Below are 21,280 nucleotides of genomic sequence, written 5' to 3'. Positions count from 1 at the left end.
TCGCCACTAATCCCCACCGAAGTGGTTCATCGTTCGACTTGCATGTGTTAAGCACGCCGCCAGCGTTCGTCCTGAGCCAGGATCAAACTCTCCGTGAATGTTTTCCCGTAATCGGGATGAACACCACGAGAGCGGAACATCGGGAGGAATAGTCCCGACGTTCACAGCGTCCTCGCTGTGTTTTTTCAAAGGAACCTCAACCCGATCGGGACCGATCAGGTCGGGGTATCAACATATCTGGCGTTGACTTTTGGCACGCTGTTGAGTTCTCAAGGAACGGACGCTTCCTTTGTACTCACCCTCTCGGGCTTTCCTCCGGGCGCTTCCCTTCGGTCTTGCGTTTCCGACTCTATCAGATCTTTTTCCGATCCGATTTCCTCGGTGCTTTCCAGGTTCCCGCTTCCGCGTATCCCTTTCCGGCGGTCCCAACTTTATCAGTGATTTTCCGTCTCCCTGACCATCCCTCCGCAGGCATGCAGAAGGAGACCCATGGATAGGATCTGACGAGTTGGATGCTGCCAGGCAAGGACGCTTGGTACGTCGCTCAGCCCCAGGCAGGAGTACGACTGTACACGGGGCCCCGAAGCCCGCGCAAATCCATTAAGCTGGTGGTCTAGACCTCTGGACCGGGACCTCTCATGCGGAACCGGTACTTCCTATGACATACCCTGCTCAACAGTGCGCCGTTGTGAACAGACAGTGACGGCGTGTATGCACTCCACCCCTGGGAGGCTTCCCATGACCACCGTGACGTCCCCTCTCGCAGGACGCGCCATCGGGCTCGCCGCAGTGCCGGACCCCGTCTTCTCCGGGGCCATGGTCGGCCCGGGTACCGCCATCGACCCCGTCCGGGAGCCTTCCGAGGCTGTTGCTCCCGTCGACGGGGTCATCGTTTCTCTGCACCCCCACGCCTTCGTGGTCGTTGACGCGGAGGGGCACGGCGTGCTCGTCCACCTCGGCATCGACACCGTGCAGATGAACGGAGAGGGCTTCGAGCTCCTCGTGAACAAGGGGGACACCGTGACGCGCGGCCAGGCCGTCGTGCGCTGGAACCCCGCGGCGGTCGAGGCCGCCGGCAAGTCCCCTGTCTGCCCGGTCGTGGCACTGGAGGCCATGGCGGAGGCTCTCTCTGATCTCCGCGAGGACGGCGACGTCAAGGCGGGCGACAGCCTGTTCGCCTGGCGGTGACATCGGCGCCGTCCGACAACGGCACGTAGGACTACCACCGCGGTGGCGGGAGCCGCCGCACTATCGGAGACGGGTGAGATGGAGACAACGCTGCGAGGCGTCGGCGTGAGCCACGGTGTGGCCATCGGCGAGGTTCGGCACATGGGAACGGCGGTCCTTGAACCGCCTGCCAAGCAGATACCGGCGGAGGACGCGGAGCGCGAACAGGGGCGTGCCCGCAAGGCCGTGGAAGCTGTGGCGGCCGATCTGATGGCGCGCGGCAATCTGGCGGGGGGCGAAGCCCAGGCGGTGCTCGAGGCGCAGGCCATGATGGCCCAGGACCCCGAGCTGATGGCGGACGTGGACCGCAGGATCGCGGTCGGCAGCACGGCCGAGCGTGCTGTATACGACGCCTTCGCCGCGTACCGCGAGCTGCTGGCCGGCGCCGGTGAGTACCTGGCCGGCCGTGTGGCCGATCTGGACGACGTACGGAATCGCATTGTCGCGCGTCTGCTCGGCGTGCCCATGCCGGGTGTACCGGACAGCGACGAGCCGTATGTGCTCGTCGCTCGGGATCTGGCTCCGGCGGACACCGCCCTGCTGGACCCGACCCTGGTGCTCGGCTTCGTGACCGAGGAGGGCGGGCCGACGAGCCACAGCGCGATCCTGGCGCGTGCGCTCGGCGTTCCTGCCGTTGTGGCGCTGCCGGGTGCGGGCGAGCTGGCCGAGGGCACTGTGATCGCGGTGGACGGCAGCACCGGTGAGATCTTCGTGGACCCGCCCGAGGAGAAGAAGGCGCAGCTTCGGGCCGCGGCGGCGGAGCGGAAGGCCGCTCTCGCGGCGTCGACCGGTCCGGGTGCCACCGCCGACGGGCACAAGATGCCGCTGCTCGCCAACATCGGTGGTCCGGCCGACGTGGCCGCCGCCGTGGAGGCCGGGGCCGAGGGCGTGGGCTTGTTCCGCACCGAGTTCCTCTTCCTGGACGACAGCAAGAACGCGCCGACCGAGGAGAAGCAGGTCGAGGCCTACCGCACGGTTCTCGAGGCGTTCCCCGAGGGCCGTGTCGTGGTGCGGGTGCTGGACGCGGGTGCGGACAAACCGCTGGACTTCCTCACCCCCGCCGACGAGCCGAACCCGGCGCTGGGCGTGCGTGGTCTGCGGACCCTGCTCGACCACCCGGAGGTGCTGCGCACGCAGCTGACGGCGCTGGCAACGGCTGCCGAGGGGCTGCCCGTCTACCTCGAGGTGATGGCCCCGATGGTGGCGGACCGTGCCGACGCCAAGGCGTTCGCGGAAGCGTGCCGTGAGGCCGGCCTGCGGGCGAAGTTCGGGGCGATGGTGGAGATCCCGTCGGCCGCGCTGCGGGCGCGCTCCATCCTGCAGGAGGTGGAGTTCCTGTCGCTGGGCACCAACGACCTCGCCCAGTACACGTTCGCCGCCGACCGTCAGGTGGGTGCGGTGTCGCGTCTGCAGGACCCGTGGCAGCCCGCGCTGCTCGACCTGGTCGCGCTGTCCGCGGAGGCCGCGAAGGCCGAGGGCAAGAGCTGTGGTGTGTGTGGTGAGGCCGCGTCCGACCCGCTGCTCGCCTGTGTGCTGACGGGTCTGGGTGTCACCTCCTTGTCCATGGGTGCGGCGTCGATCCCTTACGTCCGTGCCACGCTGGCGAAGTACACGCTCGCGCAGTGCGAGCGGGCCGCGGCGGCCGCTCGGGCGGCGGACAGCGCCGAGGAGGCGCGGACCGCCGCGCAGGCGGTGCTGTCCGGCGAGTGACCGGAACCCATCGGCTGCCGGTTTCTCCGGTTTGTCGTCGAGGGGCGCTCCATCCTCAGGGTGGGGCGCCCTTCGCGCGTTCAGTGCCGGTGCGCCGTGGCGGCCCCGTTTCCGCCGAGGTCGGGTGGTTCCCGGTAGTCGACGTTGGATTCGGGTGAGATGAGGTCGCCGGATTCGGCGTCGGTGCAGTAGGCGTCGAAGACCTCTCCGGCGGTCAGTGGTTCGAGGCCGTCGCCGCGCAGGCGCCATCCGTAGATCTGGTCGGCGGTGCCGTGGGCCGTGGTGCGCATGACGAGTCCGCCGGGGGTGTGGGTGGCGAGGCCGAGGGCCAGGACGGTGGTGAATTCGAGGGATTCGGCCTGGTCCAGTTCGAGTTCGCCGGTCCGGTTCTGGTCGGCGTGCAGAACGGCGAAGAGTGGCTCCGGGGTGCTGGACACGCTGCAGACGAGGTGGTGATGGCCGGGCGGTGCCGTGTCGAGGATGCGGGCGACGACGTCGGAGGCGCGGTTGAGGGCGGCCCGGCCCAGGTCCTCGCCGCAGGAGGCGCAGGCGCCGAGTCGGCTCAGCAGGGTGGAGGCGTACTCCCAGGTCGCCTGTCGTACCGCTTCGTCGATGAGGGCGGGGAGGAGTTCGGTGAGGGGCTGGCCGTCGTAGGGAAGGGCTGGTCCGAGGGCGGCGAGTTCGGCGGTGAAGCGGGTGCGGCTGGACGCCTTGTCGGGGTCGAGGCCGATGTCGGCGCAGTAGTCGGCGTACTCCTGCGGGTCGAAGAGGGCCACTGTGGTGTGGCCGCCCTGGGCGGCGCGTGTGCGTAGGAGCGCCTCCACCTGGCGTAGGTAGGTGGCGTGGTCGTCGAAGGTGAAGCTGCGGTAGCGTCGCATCGCCCGGAAGTCCTGCTCGTCGGTCAGCAGGCCGATGGTGCCGGCGATTTCGCGGCGCAGGACGCGTCGCATGGTCTGGTGGTCGGTCTGTGCCATGTTCTCCCCCTGTGCACGGTCGATCAATGCTCACTCACAGTAACCGGCACCACTGACAACGGGGTCTGCGATCGATGTCGCCGCAGGTCAGGCGACTGATGGGGGAAGGCATGGGTTCGGCCGCGGACCCTGCCGTGAGCGGTCCGCGGCCGAAAACCGTGTGGTGGTCAGGCGCGCTTGCGGGCGAGGTCCTCGTAGAAGTCGAGCAGGTCGAGGTTGTCGATGGAGCCGGGGTTGACGGCCTTGTCCAGCGGGGTGCCCTGGAGGAGGCGCTTGACCGGGACCTCGATGCGCTTGCCGGTGAGGGTGTGCGGGATGCCGGGCACCTCGATGACCTCGTCGGGGACGTGGCGGGGTGACAGCTGCTCGCGGATGGTCTGCTTGATGCGGTTCAGCAGGGCGTCGTCGAGGGCGGCGCCGGGGGCCAGGTGGACGAAGAGGGGCATCCAGTAGCCGCCGTCGGGTTGTTCCACTCCGATGACGAGGGACTCCTTGATCTCGGGGAGGCGCTCGACGACCTCGTAGATGTCGGCGGATCCCATGCGGACGCCCTGGCGGTTCAGGGTGGAGTCGGAGCGGCCGTGGATGACGACGGAGCCGCGGGAGGTGACGGTGATCCAGTCGCCGTGGCGCCAGACGCCGGGGTAGGTGTCGAAGTAGCTGTCGTGGTAACGGCTGCCGTCTGGGTCGTTCCAGAAGTGGATCGGCATCGACGGCATGGGGTTGGTGACGACGAGCTCGCCGACCTCGTCGATGACCGGCTTGCCGCTGGGGTCCCAGGACTGCAGGTCGGTGCCCAGGCCGGGGGCCTGGAGCTCGCCGACGTAGACGGGGAGGGTGGGGACGGCTCCGGCGAAGCAGGAGCAGACGTCCGTGCCGCCGCTGACGGAGGCGATCCAGAGGTCGTCGCGGACTTCGTCGTGCAGCCAGCGGAAGCCGTCGGGCGGCAGCGGCGAGCCGGTCGTGGCGACGCAGCGGACGGTGGAGAGGTCGTGGTCGCGCGACGGGTGCACGCCGGCCTTGCGGCAGGCCATGACGTAGGCGGCCGAGGTGCCGTAGAGGGTGGCCCGCGTGCGTTCGGCGATGCGCCACTGGGCGCCGGTGTCGGGGTGGCCGGGGCTGCCGTCGTACAGGACGATCGTGGTGCCGGTGAGCAGGCCGGAGACGAGGAAGTTCCACATCATCCAGCCGGTGGACGTGTACCAGAAGAAACGGTCCTCGGGGCCGAGGTCGCAGTGCAGGCCGAGCTGCTTGAGGTGCTCGACGAGGATGCCGCCCTGGGACTGGACGATGGCCTTGGGCAGGCCGGTCGTACCGGAGGAGTACAGGACCCACAGGGGGTGGTCGAAGGGGACCTGTTCGAAGACGGGCTCCACGTCGGCGCTGGTCAGGGCGGACCAGTCGAGGGCGCCTTCGGGGGCTTCGGTGCCGAGGAGGGGGATGTGGACGACCGCGCGGAGGGTGGGCAGTTCGCTGCGCAGTTCGGCGACGGTGTCGCGGCGGTCGTGCTCCTTGCCGCCGTAGCGGTAGCCGTCGACGGTGAACAGGACGACGGGTTCGACCTGCTGGAAGCGGTCGAGGACGCTGCGGGCGCCGAAGTCGGGCGCGCAGGAGGTCCAGACGCCGCCGACGGCGGCGGTGGCCAGGAGGGCGACGACGGCTTCGGGGATGTTCGGGAGGTAGCCGCTGACGCGGTCGCCGGGCCGCACGCCCAGGGCGCGCAGCTCGGCCGCCAGGGAGCCGACCTGGCGGCGCAGCTCCGACCAGGTCACCGGGCGCGGTTCGTGGGTCTCGTCGACGCAGAGGAGGGCCGGTTCGTCGGCGCGGGTCGCCGCCGCGCGCAGGGCGTGTTCGGCGTAGTTGAGGGTGGCTCCGGGGAACCACTGGGCTCCGGGCATCGAGCGGTCGCCGAGCACGCGCGCGTAGGGCGTGGAGAAGCGCACGTCGAACCATTGGGTGACGGCTTCCCAGAAGGCCTCGGGTTCGTCTACGGACCATCGGTGCAGGTCGGCGTAGCCGCCGTCGGCGGGTGCCCCGTGGTGTTGGGCGGCCCAGGCCTGGAATTTGGTGATCCGCGCGTCGGCGATGCGTTCGGGATCGGGCTGCCAGAGGGGCTGGGGGTTCTCGGTCGACATGGGGCGGCTCCCGGACTGTGCGCGTCGTGTGCGTCGTCCGCGCACGGGCGGGGTGTGCGCGTGACGCGGATGACACGGACGATGCCACGTGATCGACTTCCGCACCAGGGTCCGCCCCACATAGTCCGCGTCGTGAAGATGTGGTCAGGGCACGGGTGAACGGCAGTTGAACGGCACGCGCGCGTGGCCCTGTCAATGGCAGGGTGAGCAGCATGGACGGTCGTGACCTGGTGCGTTCGATAAAGGCGGTCGGTGCTGTGGGGGTGACCCAGGGGTTGCGGGCCGTTCGGGCGGCGTGGCGCAGGGGGCGCACTGATGCGGCCGGGCTGCCGCCGCGCGGTGCGGAACGCGCGCGTGTGCCGGGTCCGGTGCTGGAGGCGGAGCCGGGTCCGGGTGGTGGGTTGATCCGGTTCAGCCGCGCGGAGCTGCGGATCGTGGTCACTGTCAGTGGGGCGGTGTTCTGGGGCTGGGACGGGGCCGCTCCCGAGCCGTCGTACGCGCTGGCAGGGCGCTGGCCTGAGCCCGATGCGCGGGCTGTGCTGGAGCCGGACAAGGACGGCGGCTGGCGGGTGGTGGCGGAGCGGGTGACGGTGGTCGTCTCGCGCCACGGGGCCGTGGAGGTGCAGACGCCGGGCGGGGTGATGCTGCGGCGGGATCTGCCGCCTCGCTGGTGGGAGCCGGTGGGCGGGGGTCGGGCGCGGTGGATGCAGCGGTCCGAGGTGCCGGCGGACGCCCGGTTCTTCGGGCTGGGCGGGCGCGCTTCGGGGCCGAGGCTGCGGGACGGCGTGTACCGGCTGTGGAACACCGATCCGGGCCTGCCCTTCGGCCGTGGGGACGATCCGCTGTACATCACGATGCCGGTGCAGCTGGTGGTGTCGGACGCGGCGACGCATCTGGTCTTCCACGACACGTCGTGGGACGGGACGGTGACGTTGCGGGAGGGCGAGGAGGGCGCCGGTTCGGGGCACGACCGCATGGGGGCGAGCGAGCTGCGGATGGAGGGCGGCCCACTGCGCTGCTGGGTGATGGTGGGAACGCCCGCGCGCGTGTTGCTCGCTTGGGCCTCGTTGACCGGTTCGGCCGCGGTGCCTCCCGCGTGGGCGCTCGGTCACCATCACGCGCGGTGGGGGTTCGGCAGCGAGCAGGAGGTGCGCCGGATCGTCGCCGGTTACCGGGAGCGCGGGCTGCCGCTGGACGCCGTGCATCTGGATATCGATCACTTCGACGAGCACCAGGTGTTCACCGTCGACCGAGAGCGCTTTCCCAGCCTGTCGGGGCTGGCCGAGGATCTGCGCCGGGACGGTGTCCGGCTGGTGTCGATCGTGGACCCGGCGGTGAAGGCCACGGCGGGGAACGCCGTGTACGACAGCGGTACGGCCGAGGACGCGTTCGTGCGGGACGCCTCGGGTCGGGTGGTGCGCGGGTTGGTCTGGCCCGGGGAGGCGGTGTTCCCTGATTTCACGCACGCGCGTGTGCGCAAGTGGTGGGGCCACTGGTACGAGGAGCGGCTCGCGCAGGGGTTCTCGGGTTACTGGCATGACATGAACGAGCCGACGTCGTTCGCGGCTTTCGGGGAGTCGACCTTGCCGCGTTCGGCACGGCATGACCTGGACGGGCAGGGCGGCGATCATCGCGAGGCGCACAACGTGTACGCCCTGTGCATGGCCGGGGCGGGCTATGAGGCGCTGCGGGAGCTGTCGCCCGGGCGGCGGCCGTTTGTGTTCTCGCGCTCGGGCTGGGCGGGCATGCAGCGCTACGGCGGGACGTGGTCGGGTGACGTGGCCACGGGCTGGCCGGGGCTGCGGGCGTCGCTGTCGCTGGTCCTGGGGCTCGGACTGTGCGGGGTGCCGTACTCGGGACCGGATGTGGGCGGATTCGACGGCAGCCCCTCGCCGGAGCTGTTCCTGCGCTGGTTCCAGCTGGGCGCGTATCTGCCGCTGTTCCGCACACATGCGAGTCTGCGGGCGGGGCGCCGGGAGCCGTGGGAGTTCGGCCCCGAGGTGCTGGAGCACGCGCGCGTGGCGCTGATCGAGCGCCGGCGGCTGTTGCCGTACTTCGTGACGCTGGCGCATCTGGCCCGGCGTACGGGTGCGCCGTACGTGCGGCCCGTGTGGTGGGGTGCGCCGGAGGACCGGGCGCTGCGTGACTGCGAGGACGCCTTCCTGCTCGGCGACAGCCTGCTGGTGGCACCGGTGCTGGATCCGGGGGCGGACCGGCGTGCGGTGCAATTGCCGCGCGGGCGCTGGTACGACACGGCGACGGGTCGGGCGTACGAGGGGCCGGGGCAGGTGCTCGTGGACGCGCCCTTGTCGAGGATTCCGGTGCTCGCGCGCGCGGGTGCTGTGGTTCCGGTGCAGGGTGAGGACAGTCTGGAGCTGGAGGTGTGGGCGCCTGCCCGGGGTCGCACCGGGGGCGGGCTGGTCGTGCCGGACGGGGGCGACGGCTGGGAGGCGGAGCCCGAGATGGAGCGCTATGTCAGCCGCTGGGAGGGCCGTCGGGTGGTGGTGCGGCGCGAGGGCGAGGACGGCGTGAGTGCGCCGCCTCACCCGGTGCGTGTGCGTGGTCTCCTCGACGGGTCGGATCAGACGTAACGGCCCTCGAACCAGGCCCTTACGGCCAGGGTGTAGAGGGGGAAGGCGAGTTCCTCGGGCCTGCGCAGCAGGTGCCAGCCCTGCGTCTCCTCGGTGGGGGCCGACTGGGGCAGGCGGTCGACCGGGCGCTCGGGGAGGACGCCGAACAACAGCAGATGGCCGTCGGAGGAGGTCATGGCGTCGACGAGCCGTACGTCGCGGCTCACGGCGTCGATACCGGTCTCCTCCTTGAGCTCCCTCACGAGGGCCTGGCGCCAGTCCTCGCGGTCGTCGATGTAGCCGCCGGGCAGTGCGGTGCCCCCGCGCGCGGGTGGCACGTCGCGGGTGACGACGATCAGGGCCGTGCCCATGGTGTCGTAGACGGGCTGGATGGCCACGGCGACGGGCAGCGGGTTGCGGTAGGCCACCGTGCCGCAGGCGGGGCAGGTGCGGGGCCAGCCGGAGATGCCCTCTCCGTAGGGCGATCCGCAGCTCGAACAGTGGGAGCCCGGTGCGGAGTTGGGGGTGGAGTGCTGGTTCTCGGACACGCCGCGGACTGTATCCGATCACGGAGAGGGCGTCCTCGTCCGGCGGTTCAGCGGTGGCCGGCGAGCGATCCGGCGCTGACGGGGAAGTCGAAGTAGGTGTCGGGGTAGGACTCGGGCTTGTAGGTGTAATGCCACCATTCTTCGGCGAGGTTGACGAAGCCGAGGCTCTCCAGGGTCGTCTTGAGGCGGAGCCGGTTGGCGCGCTGTTCGCCCTGGATGCGGGGGTCGAGGGTGTGGCTGAGGGTGTCGAAGCAGTCGAAGCCGGTGCCCATGTCGACGGAGTTGTCCGGGAAGCGTTCACTCCGGGGCGCGTAGCACGGTACGAGCGGCTCTCCGGGGTGGTAGGGCCGGGTGTGCTTCGCGGGGAGCTTCACGAGGGTGAGGTCGACCGTGGAGCCGCGGCTGTGGCCGGACTTCTCGGCGATGTAGCCGTCGGTGAACAGCCGGCTCTTGTCCACGTTCGGGTAGAACTCGGCCTTCATCGCCTCGTCGTCGAGGTCCTCGGCCCAGCGGACGAAGTGGTCCACGGCGCGCTGGGGGCGGTAGCAGTCGTAGACCTTGAGGCTGTATCCCTGGCGCAGCAGTCGCTGTTGTGCCTTGTGGAGGGCTTCGGCGGCGGGGTGGGTGAGGATGCACAGCGGCTGCCGGTAGCCGTCGATGCGTTCGCCGACGAAGTTGTGCGGGGTGAAGTAACGCATCTCCTGGATGATCGTCCGGTCCACGCTGCTCAGTGCCACGAAGTCGGCCGGGGCGTGGGGTTCGGGCTTCGCGTCGGCCGTCGTGGGTGCGACGGTCACGGCCGCGAGGGCGGCGAGCGCGGTGACGATCCCGCGGAGCGCGGTCGAGACGCGTACGGAGGCGGAGAGTCGTGTCATGCCTCCTGCGTCTATCAGGAGGGTGCGCCTCCGGGGAAGCGATCCGCCAGGTCCGGCCGGGGTCGAGCAGATGCGTGGGAGGGACGGCCGGGGCCACCCCCGTGGGCCTCGCCCGTCCCTCCCGTTACGACGACGCAGGTGAGGCGCACTTGGTTCACCTCAATGACCTGCCGATTTGTGGTTGCCCGTGGCACACTTCTGACGCTCCATCAGATTCCTTACCAGGGAGGGGCTTTGACGCGTACACGCATACCCGTGGTCGCCGACTGGTTCACGGGAGAGGGCAGCTCGTTCCGGCTGCTCGGGACTCGCTGCTCGGCTTGCTCCTGCGTGTTCTTCCCGCGGGAGGACACGAACTGCCGCAATCCGGGCTGTCAGGGAGGCGAGCTGGAGGAGTTTCCGCTGTCGCGGCGCGGGCGGGTCTGGTCGTACACGGACGCGAGATATCGGCCGCCGTCACCCTATGTGACCAATCCGGAACTTCCCTGGGTGCCGTATGCGTTGATCGCTGTGGAGCTGGCAGCCGAGCGGATGGTGGTGCTGGGACAGGCGGCTCCCGGGGTCACCGTCGCCGATCTGACGGTGGGCATGGAGGTGGAGGCTGTCTCCGGCGTGCTGTACGAGGACGCCGAGACGGTCTGGACGACATGGCACTGGCGGCCGACGGGGGTCGAGGCATGACGGAGGACGTGGCGGTACTGGGGGTGGGCATGCACCCCTGGGGGAAGTGGGGACGGGGTTTCGTCGCGTACGGAACGGCGGCCGCGCGGGCGGCGCTCACCGACGCCGGGTTGGACTGGCGGGACATCGGCTCGGTCGTCGGCGCCGGCACCGTGCGCGGCGGCTATCCCGGCCATGTGGCGGGGGCGGCCTTCGCCAAGGCTCTGGGCTGGCAGGGCGCCCGGGTGACGAGCGTGTACGCGGCCTGTGCCTCAGGAGCCCAGGCGGTGAACACGGCGCGGGCGCAGATCCTGTCCGGGCTCGCCGACTCGGTGCTCGTGGTGGGCGCCGACTCCGCGCCCAAGGGGTTCTTCCGGCCGGCGGGCGGGGACCGGCCCGACGATCCCGACTGGCTGCGGTTCCGGGTGCTCGGGGCCACCAACCCGGTCTACTTCGGTCTGTACGCACGGCGGCGGATGGCGGTGTACGGGGACACACCTGAGGACTTCGCCCAGGTGAAGGTGAAGAACTCCGCGGCTGGGGCGCTCAATCCGTACGCCCGCTATCGCAAGCGGGTCACGGCCGAGGAGGTCGCGGCCTCGGCCGTGGTCGCCGATCCGCTGCGGCTGCTCGACATCTGCGCGACCTCCGACGGCGGTGCGGCCCTGGTGCTGTCCAGCGTGGACTTCGCGCGTCGGCACGGAGTCACGGAGCCGGTGCGCATCCGTGCCGTGTCGACGGTGACGCCCCGCTATCCCAACACGGTCCTGGATCTGCCCGACTTCGCGACGGACTCCGCCGCGGTGGTGGAACCTGATCCTGAGACCTTTCGCGCCTCGATCGCCCGCGCGGCCTACGAGGAGGCCGGTCTCGGCCCCCAGGACCTCTCGCTCGCCGAGGTCTACGACCTGTCCACCGTGCTGGAGTTGCAGTGGTACGAGGATCTCGGGCTGTGCGGCGAGGGCGAGGGCGCCAAGCTGCTGAGAGGCGGCGAGACGGCCCCTGGCGGGCGAATACCGGTGAACGCGAGCGGCGGGCTGGCCTCCTTCGGCGAGGCGGTTCCGGCCCAAGCCATCGCCCAGGTGTGCGAGCTGACCTGGCAGTTGAGGGGCGTGGCCGGAGAGCGGCAGGTCGACGGGGCACGGGTGGGTGTCTCCGCCAATCAGGGCCTCTTCGGGCACGGGTCGGCGATCGTCGCGGTGCGGTGAACGGGTCCTGGCTCGGGGCGGCTTCGAGCTGACCGGCCTCACAGTCCGACGGCCCATGCAAGAGCGTCCTATACGCTCTGTGAGCGGGCGGGAATGCTGCGTGAACGTCTCATGAACTGGGCCTGGGCGTGCCCGGGCGGCGCCATCATGCTCCCGTGCACTCCTGGACGGATACTCTCCGCTTCGCTTTCCAGCCCGTGGTCAATCTGACCACCGGCGGAATCGCGGCACTGGAGGTCCTCGCCCGGCCCGAGGCGGGGGACATCCTGGCCGAGGCCCGTCGTGACCCCGAGCTGGACGGCAAGCTGGCCGTGCTGGCGGTTCGCGCGGCGGCGCGCAAGGAGACCCTGCTGCCGCTGCACATCAACGTGTTCGCCGCCACGCTCGCCGACCTGGGAGGGCTCGGGCCGCTGCACGAGGCAGTGCGGCAGGCAGGCCGGCTGCCGTGGGAGGTGACACTCGACGTCGGGCCGCCCTTCACCCACGTGCCGCAGCAGGCGCTGCTGGACGCGGTGACCGCGCTGCGGGAGACAGGCTTCCGGATCAGCGCGGACGGCGTCGGTGACGGGGACCTGCCCCTGCGGGTGCTCCACGACATGGCGCCCGACCTGGTGAAGCTCGACATGTCGTTGCTGGACCGGCCGGCAGCGGTCGGGGCCATGCGCACACTGTGCGACCAGCTCGGGGCACTGCTGTCGGTCGAGGGCGTGGAGACCGAACTGCAGTACACGGCAGCCGTGTCGGCCGGTGCGCAGCTGGGTCAGGGGGAGCTGTTCGCTCCTCCGGCGCGGTTGCCCGTGGCGGAGGTATACGTTCCGCCGCGCCCGTCCGGGTCCGCCTCGGGGTCGCGGCCGGGGCCGTCGGTGCGGGAGTTCGTACGGCCTGCCGCGCTGCTTCCGGACACCGCGTCCGCGGGGCAGGTGCGGGCGCTGCTGACGGGCTCGCCGGAGGTGTCGGGGGTGCTGCTCGTGGACCGGGACGGCGTGCCGGTGCGGTCGGTGCACCGGTCCCGCTTCCTGCTGTCGATGTCGGGGCGCTACGGCCACGCCCTGTACGCCGACCGACCCGCCGCCCGGCTGGGCGATGTGCCGCGCACAGTGGGCGCGGACGCCACCGCGTGGGAGGTGCTGGACGTGGTGGCGGACGGGGCCCGGGACAGGACGTCGGACGATGTCGCCGTCGTCGACCGGTACGGGCGCTGTGTGGGTGTCGTACGGCTGGCCGATCTTGTGCGGGCGCTGGCCGAGTCTCGCGTCGAGGAGGCGGCCGGGCTCAACCCGCTGACCCGGCTGCCGGGGTCGGACGCGATCACCGGTGAGGTCGACCGGCGGATCGCGGACGGGCGGCCGTTCGCGCTCAGTTGGCTGGACGTGGACCACTTCAAGCAGGTCAACGACGGCGCCGGGTTCGCGGCCGGGGACGACCTCATCCGTGCCGTGGGCCGGGCACTGCAGCACGCCGCGTCCGGGAGCACCCGGGTGGGACACATCGGCGGGGACGACTTCCTGGTCCTCACCGATCCAGAAGGGCTCAATGCGCTGGTGGCGTCCGTGCTGGACACGCCGTGGTCCGCGGGCGGGCGGCCCGTCACGCTGTCGCTGGCCACGGTCCTGTGCGTGCCAGGGAGCGTGGTGGAGCACCGACAGGCGGCGGCCTGTCTGGCGCCGCTGAAGGAGGCCGCGAAGGCACTGAACGGGGCGAGCTGGGTGCTGGGGCGGGCCGGGCTCCCCGGCCACGAGATCCGGCGCGGCGAGGGACCGACTGCCAGTCAGACGCGGGTGGTCGTGGCCGAGCCGCTCGGCTGAAGCCGCTGGCCTGAAGTCGCTGGCTGAAGACCTCGCCGCGCGCCGACGCGCACACCGTGACGTCCCGGAACCATTGCGGCGGGCGCATCGCCGCGCGCGGAGACATCGCCCTGGGCCGCAGAACCGTATCGCCGGGCCCTGCACGTCAGGCGGCACAGGGATCAAGAGTCGGTCGCCGCCTCCAAACCCACTTACGACAGTGGCTGGTTCGGTCGGGTCGTTCCTTTGGTGTCGGCGACCTTGACGCCCTGTGAGCGCCGGTGAACACTTCCCGGTGTCAGTCGACATCGCCGTACATTCTCGGCGCAATCCGGCACGCCCCCGGGCCTCAGCGCGGCCAGGCCCACTCCCCCACGGGCGATTCGGCTGCCACGGCACGCTCGTCATGGACGCCGGGCGGGGCGCGGGACCCTCCCTGCCACCGGCGGAAATTCGCCACGAGAGCCACAGGACCCGAGGAAACGCGCCCTGCACACCCACCGGAGTCGATGGACCCTGGGACGAGGGGCCTAGCGTCGAGGAGCCGCCATGAGCAACGGAGACATTTTCGTCGGCGAGATCATCGGTACCGCGATCCTGATCCTGTTCGGCGCCGGTGTGTGCGCCGCAGTCACCCTCAGATACTCCAAGGCCCGGGCCGCTGGATGGGTGGTGATCGCCTTCGGCTGGGGCTTCGCCGTGCTGGCCGGGGCCTACACCGCCGCGCCGCTCTCGGGCGGGCATCTCAACCCGGCCGTGACCCTCGGTATCGCGATGGACACCGGGGACTGGGACCAGGTCTGGGTCTACCTGCTGGGGCAGATCGTCGGCGCGATGCTGGGTGCCGTACTGGCGTACCTGGTGTATTTCGCGCAGTTCCAGGCCAATGTGCGCCAGACAGGCACCACGGAGGGCACGGCTGAGGAACCCACGCCGACGCTCGGCATCTTCTCCACCATCCCGGAGATCCGGAACCCGGTCGCCAACCTGATCACCGAGATCATCGCGACGATCGGCCTGGTCCTGCCGATTCTGGCGTTCGGGCTGACCGAGGGACTCGGCCAGTCGGGCACCACCGTGCTGATCGTCTCGCTGCTGGTCGTGGGGATCGGCCTGTCCCTGGGCGGGCCGACCGGCTACGCCATCAACCCCGCGCGTGACCTCGGGCCGCGCATCGTGCACACCTTTCTGCCGATCCCGAACAAGGGCACGTCCGACTGGGGCTACGCCTGGATCCCGGTCGTGGGCCCGCTGATCGGAGGGGTGCTGGCCGGCCTCATCTACAACGCAGCCTTCTGAACCGAGCCCAAGGGGAAGCAATGACGGACAACGCCGAGAAGTACGTCGCCGCGATCGACCAGGGCACCACCTCCAGCCGCTGCATCATCTTCGACCACGGCGGTTCCATCGTCGCCGTGGACCAGCGCGAGCACCGCCAGATCTTCCCCAAACCGGGCTGGGTGGAGCACGACGCCACCGAGATCTGGTCCAAGGTCCAGGCGGTGGTCGCGGGGGCGATCGCCAAGGCGGGCCTGCGGGCCGACCAGCTCAGCGCGCTGGGCATCACCAATCAGCGCGAGACGACGGTCCTGTGGGACCGCGCGACCGGCAAGCCCGTGCACAACGCGATCGTGTGGCAGGACACCCGCACGGCGGCCCTGTGCCACGAACTGGGCGGCGCGGACGGGCAGGACCGGTTCCGCGAGCAGACGGGTCTGCCGCTGGCCAGCTACTTCTCCGGCCCCAAGGCGGCCTGGCTGCTCGACAACGTCCCCGGGCTCAGGGACCGTGCGGAGCGCGGCGAGATCGCCTTCGGCACCATCGACTCCTGGCTCATCTGGAATCTGACCGGCGGCACCGACGGGGGCCGGCACGTCACCGACGTCACCAACGCCGGGCGCACCATGCTGATGAACCTGGAGACGCTCGAGTGGGACCGGTCGATCCTGTCCGCCATGAACGTCCCCGAGGTGATGCTGCCCGAGATCAGGTCCTCGGCCGAGGTGTACGGCACCGCCGTGGGACAGCTCGCGGGCGTGCCGGTCGCCTCGGCGCTGGGCGACCAGCAGGCGGCCGTGTTCGGACAGGCCTGCTACGACGTGGGCACGGCGAAGAACACGTACGGCACGGGCAGCTTCCTGCTGCTGAACACCGGCAGCCGGCCGGTGCCGTCCAAGAGCGGGCTGCTGACGACGATGGGCTACAAGATCGGCGAGGAGGCGCCGGTGTACTGCCTGGAGGGTTCGATAGCCATAACGGGCGCGCTCGTCCAATGGTTCCGGGACCAGCTGGGCATCATCCGCACCGCCGACGAGATCGAGACGCTCGCGGCGAGCGTCGAGGACAACGGCGGGGCGTACATCGTGCCGGCGTTCTCGGGCCTGTTCGCGCCGTACTGGCGCTCGGACGCGCGCGGTGTCGTCACCGGCCTCACTCGGTACGTCACGAAGGCGCATCTCGCGCGGGCGGTGCTGGAGGCGACCAGCTGGCAGACGCGTGAGGTCGTGGACGCCATGTACCAGGACTCCGGGGTGCAGATCACCACGCTGAAGGTCGACGGCGGTATGACCAAGAACAACCTGCTGATGCAGCATCAGGCGGATGTGCTGGACGTACCGGTGATGCGGCCCCGGGTCTCCGAGACGACCTGTCTGGGCGCGGCGTACGCGGCGGGTCTGGCCACGGGCGTGTGGAACGACCTGGACGAACTCAAGGCGCACTGGCAGAAGGACGCCGAGTGGACGCCGTCGATGGACGCGTCCGTGCGTGACCGCGAGTACGACAACTGGCGCAAGGCCGTGGAGAAGAGCTTCGGCTGGCTGGAGGACGGGCACGCGTAGGCACACGCGTGTGGACGTCGCCGCGGACCGCGGCCCGTACCCCGGTCGGCGGGGGTACGGGCCGTGCGCGGCGGCTCGCTCCGGGGGCCTCAGGTGGCGACGGCTTCGGCCGCGCGGCGTTCGGCCGCGAAGGCCATGGCGTGCTGGACCACGCCGATGAGGACTTCCTTGACCGACTCCCGTTCCCTGGCGTCGCACAGCACCACCGGTACGTCGTCGTCGAGGTCCAGGGCCCGGCGGACGTCGTCAGCGGGGTAGCGGGCGGCTCCCTCGAAGCAGTTGACGCCGACGACGAAGGGTATGGAGCGGCGCTCGAAGTAGTCGACGGCCGCGAAGCAGTCCTCCAGCCGGCGGGTGTCCGCGAGCACCACCGCGCCGAGGGCGCCCTCGGACAGCTCGTCCCACATGAACCAGAAACGTTCCTGGCCTGGGGTGCCGAACAGGTAGAGCACCAGGTCCTCGCGGAGGGTGATCCGGCCGAAGTCCATGGCCACGGTGGTGGTGTGCTTGGTCTCCACGCCGCTGGTGTCGTCGACCGGGCGGCCCGCCTCGGTGAGCGTCTCCTCGGTGCGCAGCGGTTTGATCTCGCTGACCGCGCCGACGAGGGTGGTCTTGCCCACGCCGAAGCCGCCGGCCACGAGGATCTTGAGCGTGACGGGTTCGACCGGTGGCTTGGCGCGCTCAGAACGCCCGAAGATCATCGATCTCTTCTCCTGCTTGATGGGGGTGGGGGGACGGCGGCCCGTAGCCTCCGCCGCCAGGGGTCTCGACGACCAGCACGTCACCCGGGCCGACTTCGATCGTGTCGCTTCCGCCCAGTTGGGTGACTGTCCCGTCGGCGCGCTCCACCCGGTTCGCGCCGAGCGCGCCGGGCTCGCCGCCCGCCATGCCGTACGGGGGCACCCTGCGGTGCTGGGACAGCGTGGAGACGGTCATCGGCTCCAGGAACCGGATGCGGCGCAGGGCGCCGTCGCCGCCGCGCCGGCGTCCGGCTCCGCCGCTGCCGCGCCGCACGGAGAACTCCTCCAGTCGGACGGGCAGGCGCCATTCGAGGATCTCGGGGTCGGTCAGCCGCGAGTTCGTCATATGGGTCTGTACGACGCTCGCGCCGGGGAAGTCCTCCCCCGCACCGGAGCCGGAGGCGACGGTCTCGTAGTACTGGTGACGGGCATTGCCGAACGTCACGTTGTTCATCGTGCCGGAGCCCTCCGCCTGGACGCCGAGCGCGGCGTAGAGGGCGCCGGTGATGGCCTGGGAGGTCTCGACGTTGCCGGCGACGACGGCGGCGGGCGGTTCGGGCGCGAGCATGGACCCCTGCGGGACGACGATCTCCAGGGGGCGCAGACAGCCGTCGTTGAGGGGGATGTCGTCGTCCACGAGGGTGCGGAAGACGTAGAGGACGGCTGCGTTGACCACCGCGTAGGGGGCGTTGAAGTTGGTGGCCAGTTGGGGTGAGGTGCCGGTGAAGTCGACGGTCGCCGAGCGGTTCTCGCGGTCCACGCGCACGCGTACCCGGATGACGGCGCCGGAGTCGGTCTCGTAGGCGTACGCGCCGTCGTCGAGGGCGTCGATGACGCGGCGCACGGCTTCCTCGGCGTTGTCCTGGACGTGCCGCATGTAGGCCTGGACGACGTCGAGGCCGAAGTCCTCGATCATGCGGGTGACTTCTTCGACGCCCTTGTGGTTGGCGGCGATCTGGGCGCGCAGGTCGGCGAGGTTGGTGCGGGGGTTGCGGGAGGGGTGGGGCGCCTCCTCGGTGAGCAGACGGAGCGTCTCCTCCTCGCGGAAGCGGCCGTTCTCGGCGAGCAGCCAGTTGTCGAAGAGGACGCCCTCCTCGTCGATGGTGCGGCTGTCGGCGGGCATGGAGCCGGGGGCGATGCCGCCGATCTCGGCGTGGTGGCCGCGGGAGGCGACGTAGAAGAGGATGCGTTCACTCTCCGTGTCGCCATCGGGGCCGGCGCCGAAGACCGGCGTGATCACGGTGACGTCGGGGAGGTGGGTGCCGCCGTGGTACGGGTCGTTGACCGCGTAGGTGTCCCCCGGCCGCATCCGCGGGCCCCTGCGGTGGATGACCTCTTTCACGCTGGTGCCCATCGAGCCCAGGTGGACGGGGATGTGCGGGGCGTTGGCCACCAGGTTTCCGTCGGGGTCGAAGAGGGCGCAGGAGAAGTCCAGGCGCTCCTTGATGTTGACGGACTGGGCCGTGGACTCCAGGCGGGCGCCCATCTGCTCGGCGATCGACATGAACAGGTTGTTGAAGACCTCGAGGAGAACGGGATCGGCTTTTGTGTCGGCGTGGGAACTCTGTGTAATCGCCGCCCGTTCCATGACCAGATGCCCGCCGTCGGTCGCGCCGGCTCGCCAGCCTTCGTCGACGACGGTCGTCGCACTGGGCTCGGTGATGATGGCGGGTCCGGTGACGGGCTCGCCGGGAGGCAGGTTCTCCCGGCGGTGCAGAGGTACGTCGCGCCAGGCGCCGCCGGTGTGGAGGCGGACGGTCTCGGGTGCGGCGGTGCGGCCTTCGTACGGGGCGAGGGCGGACAGATCGGGGGGTTCGGTGATGCCGGTGGCTTCCACGGAGAGGGCTTCGACGACGATCGGCCGGTCGAGGGTGAAGGAGTAGGTGGCGCGATGACGTTCTTCGAAGGCGTGCCTCATCGCGCCGGGTTCGGTCAGCTCGACGGTGAGGGTGGTGTCGGTGCCGTCGTAGCGCAGTTGGGCGCGGCGGGTGACGCGGATGCGGTCGTCGGGCACGTCCTCGGCGCGGAGTTCGGCGCGCGCGGCGGCTTCCAGGTCGTCCGCCGTCTTCCGTACGGCGGGCATGGCGGCCGTTTCGAGGGGGGCCTCCACCGACTGCTCGCGCATGGCGGTGGTGTCGGCCAGGCCGATGCCGAGCGCGGACAGCACACCGGCCATGGGCGGTACGAGCACGGTGCGGATGCCGAGCGCGTCGGCGACCATGCAGGCGTGCTGGCCCCCCGCACCACCGAAGGTGGTGAGGGCGTAGCGGGTGACGTCGTGGCCCTTCTGGACGGAGATCCGCTTGACGGCGTTGGCGATGTTGGTGACGGCGATACGCAGGTAGCCCTCGGCGACCTGTTCGGGCGTGCGGTCGTCGCCGGTGCGCTCGCGGATCTCGCGCGCGAGCCCGGCGAAGCGGTCGCGGACCAGCGCGTCGTCGAGGGGCTGGTCGCCGTCGGGGCCGAACACCTTCGGGAAGTGGGCTGCCTGGATGCGGCCGAGCATGACGTTGGCGTCGGTGACGGCGAGCGGGCCGCCGCCCCGGTAGCAGGCGGGGCCCGGGTCCGCGCCCGCCGAGTCCGGCCCTACGCGGTAGCGGGAGCCGTCGAAGTGCAGCACGGATCCGCCGCCGGCCGCCACGGTGTGGATGTCCAGCATGGGGGCGCGCAGCCGCACGCCGGCGATCTGGGTACTGAAGACGCGCTCGTACTCACCGGCGAAGTGGGAGACGTCGGTGGAGGTGCCGCCCATGTCGAAGCCGATGACCCGGTCGAAGCCGGCCTGCTGGGACATGCGGGCCATGCCGACGATGCCGCCCGCCGGGCCGGACAGGATCGCGTCCTTGCCGCGGAACTGACCTGCTTCGGTGAGGCCGCCGTTGGACTGCATGAACATCAGGCGGATGCCCGTGAGGGCGTCGGCGACCTGGGCGACGTAGCGTCGGAGCACGGGCGACAGGTAGGCGTCGACGACGGCCGTGTCACCGCGCGGGACGAGCTTCATCAGGGGGCTGACCTCGCTGGAGAGCGAGATCTGCGGGAAGCCGATGCGGGCGGCCAGCTCGCCCACGGCCTGTTCGTGGGCGGGGTACAGGTGGCTGTGCAGGCATACGACGGCGACCGCGCGGATCCCGTCGTCGTGGGCCACCTGGAGTGCACTCGTGAGGGCGTCCAGGTCGGGGGCGCGCAGCAGGGTGCCGTCGGCCGCGATGCGTTCGTCGACCTCGATGACGCGCTCGTAGAGCAGTTCGGGCAGTTCGATGCGGCGGGCGAAGATGTGCGGCCGGTTCTGGTAGGCGATGCGCAGGGCGTCGCGGAAGCCCTTGGTGATGACGAGGACGGTGCGCTCGCCCTTGCGTTCGAGGAGGGCGTTGGTGGCGACCGTGGTGCCCATGCGGACCGCCTCGACCCTTTCCTGCGAGCCGCCGAGCAGCTCGCGCACACCCGCGACCGCGGCGTCCGGGTAGCGCGCCGGATTGTCCGACAGCAGCTTGTGCGTGAGCAGGCGGCCGTCCGGGCGCCTGGCGACGATGTCCGTGAAGGTGCCGCCCCGGTCGACCCAGAACTGCCAGCCCGTCACGACTTCACCTCGCTTCCGCACTGCTCACAGCGCCCGGAGGCCGTTGATCACGTCGCGCAGAATACTCTCGTCCGGCAGTTCGGCCGGGGGGACGGGGCGCGTCACATGGACGAGGTCCCTGTCGACGAGATCGCCGACAAGGACCCGTACCACTCCGATGGGCAGGTCCAGCTCGGCGGCGAGTTCCGCGACCGACTGCGGAGCCTTGCGGCACAGGGCGACGATGTCCGAGTGCTCCGGGGACAGCGTCGGGTCCTTTTCCGGGTCGCCCGCGTGAGGTTCGGTGACGACGACCGCGATCAGGTCGAGGCGGTGCTGGGCCGCGTGTCTTGTCCGGCCGCGCGTCATGGCGTACGGACGGACGACCGGTCCTGCCTCGTCGTCGAACCAGTGGCTTGTTGCCTGACCGTCTGCGCTCATGTCATCCCA

General features: G+C 70.5%; 15 protein-coding genes and 1 rRNA gene (1 of these 16 running past the window's edge). 8 read left to right on the top strand and 8 right to left on the bottom strand.

Annotation, left to right across the window (positions count from 1 at the left end):
- Positions 1-98: ribosomal RNA gene (locus RKD23_RS31815) — 16S ribosomal RNA — on the bottom strand; it reaches 1,428 nt to the left of the window's first position.
- Between the two features lie 640 nt (positions 99-738).
- Between RKD23_RS31815 and RKD23_RS31810 the strand changes: the two genes are divergently transcribed.
- Both RKD23_RS31810 and ptsP read left to right on the top strand, forming a co-directional pair.
- On the top strand, positions 739-1,188 hold the full coding sequence (locus RKD23_RS31810; protein ID WP_424856818.1) for a PTS sugar transporter subunit IIA: 450 nt from the start codon (positions 739-741) through the stop codon (positions 1,186-1,188).
- A 78-nt stretch (positions 1,189-1,266) separates the two neighbouring features.
- The gene (ptsP, locus tag RKD23_RS31805; protein ID WP_424856817.1) at positions 1,267-2,937 is read left to right on the top strand and encodes a phosphoenolpyruvate--protein phosphotransferase; all 1,671 of its coding nucleotides are present in this window, start codon (positions 1,267-1,269) and stop codon (positions 2,935-2,937) included.
- 80 nt (positions 2,938-3,017) lie between these two features.
- Here the strand turns inward: ptsP and RKD23_RS31800 are convergent, their stop codons facing one another.
- Positions 3,018-3,911: a hypothetical protein gene (locus RKD23_RS31800; RefSeq protein ID WP_424856816.1), complete on the bottom strand. Its 894-nt coding sequence runs from the start codon at positions 3,909-3,911 to the stop codon at positions 3,018-3,020.
- A 167-nt stretch (positions 3,912-4,078) separates the two neighbouring features.
- Positions 4,079-6,046 carry an acetoacetate--CoA ligase gene (locus RKD23_RS31795; RefSeq protein ID WP_424856815.1) on the bottom strand — a complete coding sequence of 656 codons (1,968 nt, stop codon included), beginning with the start codon at positions 6,044-6,046 and terminating at the stop codon, positions 4,079-4,081.
- Positions 6,047-6,258: 212 nt separating this feature from the next.
- Between RKD23_RS31795 and RKD23_RS31790 the strand changes: the two genes are divergently transcribed.
- Entirely contained in the window at positions 6,259-8,637 is a 2,379-nt protein-coding gene (locus tag RKD23_RS31790) for a glycoside hydrolase family 31 protein (protein ID WP_424856814.1), read from the top strand.
- Here the strand turns inward: RKD23_RS31790 and RKD23_RS31785 are convergent.
- Together RKD23_RS31785 and RKD23_RS31780 are read right to left on the bottom strand one after the other, a co-directional pair.
- Positions 8,628-9,164 carry an NUDIX domain-containing protein gene (locus RKD23_RS31785; protein WP_424856813.1) on the bottom strand — a complete coding sequence of 179 codons (537 nt, stop codon included), beginning with the start codon at positions 9,162-9,164 and terminating at the stop codon, positions 8,628-8,630. The genes RKD23_RS31790 and RKD23_RS31785 overlap by 10 nt on opposite strands.
- A gap of 47 nt (positions 9,165-9,211) precedes the next feature.
- Complete coding sequence (locus RKD23_RS31780; RefSeq protein WP_424856812.1) at positions 9,212-10,039, bottom strand: M15 family metallopeptidase; 828 nt, start codon at positions 10,037-10,039, stop codon at positions 9,212-9,214.
- A gap of 255 nt (positions 10,040-10,294) precedes the next feature.
- On the opposite strand from RKD23_RS31780, the gene RKD23_RS31775 reads away from it, so the two are divergent.
- The 5 genes from RKD23_RS31775 (at position 10,295) to glpK (ending at position 16,531) form a co-directional block, all read left to right on the top strand.
- Positions 10,295-10,720: a Zn-ribbon domain-containing OB-fold protein gene (locus RKD23_RS31775; protein WP_424856811.1), complete on the top strand. Its 426-nt coding sequence runs from the start codon at positions 10,295-10,297 to the stop codon at positions 10,718-10,720.
- Positions 10,717-11,907, top strand: a complete 1,191-nt coding sequence (locus RKD23_RS31770; protein ID WP_424856810.1) for a lipid-transfer protein — start codon at positions 10,717-10,719, stop codon at positions 11,905-11,907. The genes RKD23_RS31775 and RKD23_RS31770 overlap by 4 nt, the downstream gene beginning before the upstream one ends.
- A gap of 155 nt (positions 11,908-12,062) precedes the next feature.
- Positions 12,063-13,712, top strand: coding sequence for an EAL domain-containing protein (locus RKD23_RS31765; RefSeq protein WP_424856809.1), 1,650 nt, complete (start codon positions 12,063-12,065; stop codon positions 13,710-13,712).
- 528 nt (positions 13,713-14,240) lie between these two features.
- The gene (locus RKD23_RS31760) at positions 14,241-14,990 is read left to right on the top strand and encodes an MIP/aquaporin family protein (protein WP_424856808.1); all 750 of its coding nucleotides are present in this window, start codon (positions 14,241-14,243) and stop codon (positions 14,988-14,990) included.
- 20 nt (positions 14,991-15,010) lie between these two features.
- Entirely contained in the window at positions 15,011-16,531 is a 1,521-nt protein-coding gene (gene glpK / locus RKD23_RS31755; RefSeq protein ID WP_424856807.1) for a glycerol kinase GlpK, read from the top strand.
- Between the two features lie 89 nt (positions 16,532-16,620).
- Here glpK and RKD23_RS31750 read toward each other — a convergent pair whose 3' ends face one another.
- The 3 genes from RKD23_RS31750 to RKD23_RS31740 are packed head-to-tail and all read right to left on the bottom strand — an operon-like array spanning position 16,621 to position 21,271.
- Positions 16,621-17,232: a GTP-binding protein gene (locus tag RKD23_RS31750; protein ID WP_424856806.1), complete on the bottom strand. Its 612-nt coding sequence runs from the start codon at positions 17,230-17,232 to the stop codon at positions 16,621-16,623.
- A complete protein-coding gene (locus RKD23_RS31745; RefSeq protein ID WP_424856805.1) occupies positions 17,213-20,851 on the bottom strand; it encodes a hydantoinase B/oxoprolinase family protein in 3,639 nt (1,212 codons plus the stop codon). The genes RKD23_RS31750 and RKD23_RS31745 overlap by 20 nt, the downstream gene beginning before the upstream one ends.
- Before the next feature lie 24 nt (positions 20,852-20,875).
- Positions 20,876-21,271 carry a DUF742 domain-containing protein gene (locus tag RKD23_RS31740; protein ID WP_424856804.1) on the bottom strand — a complete coding sequence of 132 codons (396 nt, stop codon included), beginning with the start codon at positions 21,269-21,271 and terminating at the stop codon, positions 20,876-20,878.
- Between the last annotated feature and the right edge of the window lie 9 nt (positions 21,272-21,280).

The organism is Streptomyces sp. SAI-170, from assembly GCF_049739565.1.
GTDB lineage: Bacteria > Actinomycetota > Actinomycetes > Streptomycetales > Streptomycetaceae > Streptomyces.
The sequence above is the reverse complement of the archived record's forward strand: the minus strand, read 5'-3'. Positions and strand labels throughout refer to the sequence as shown.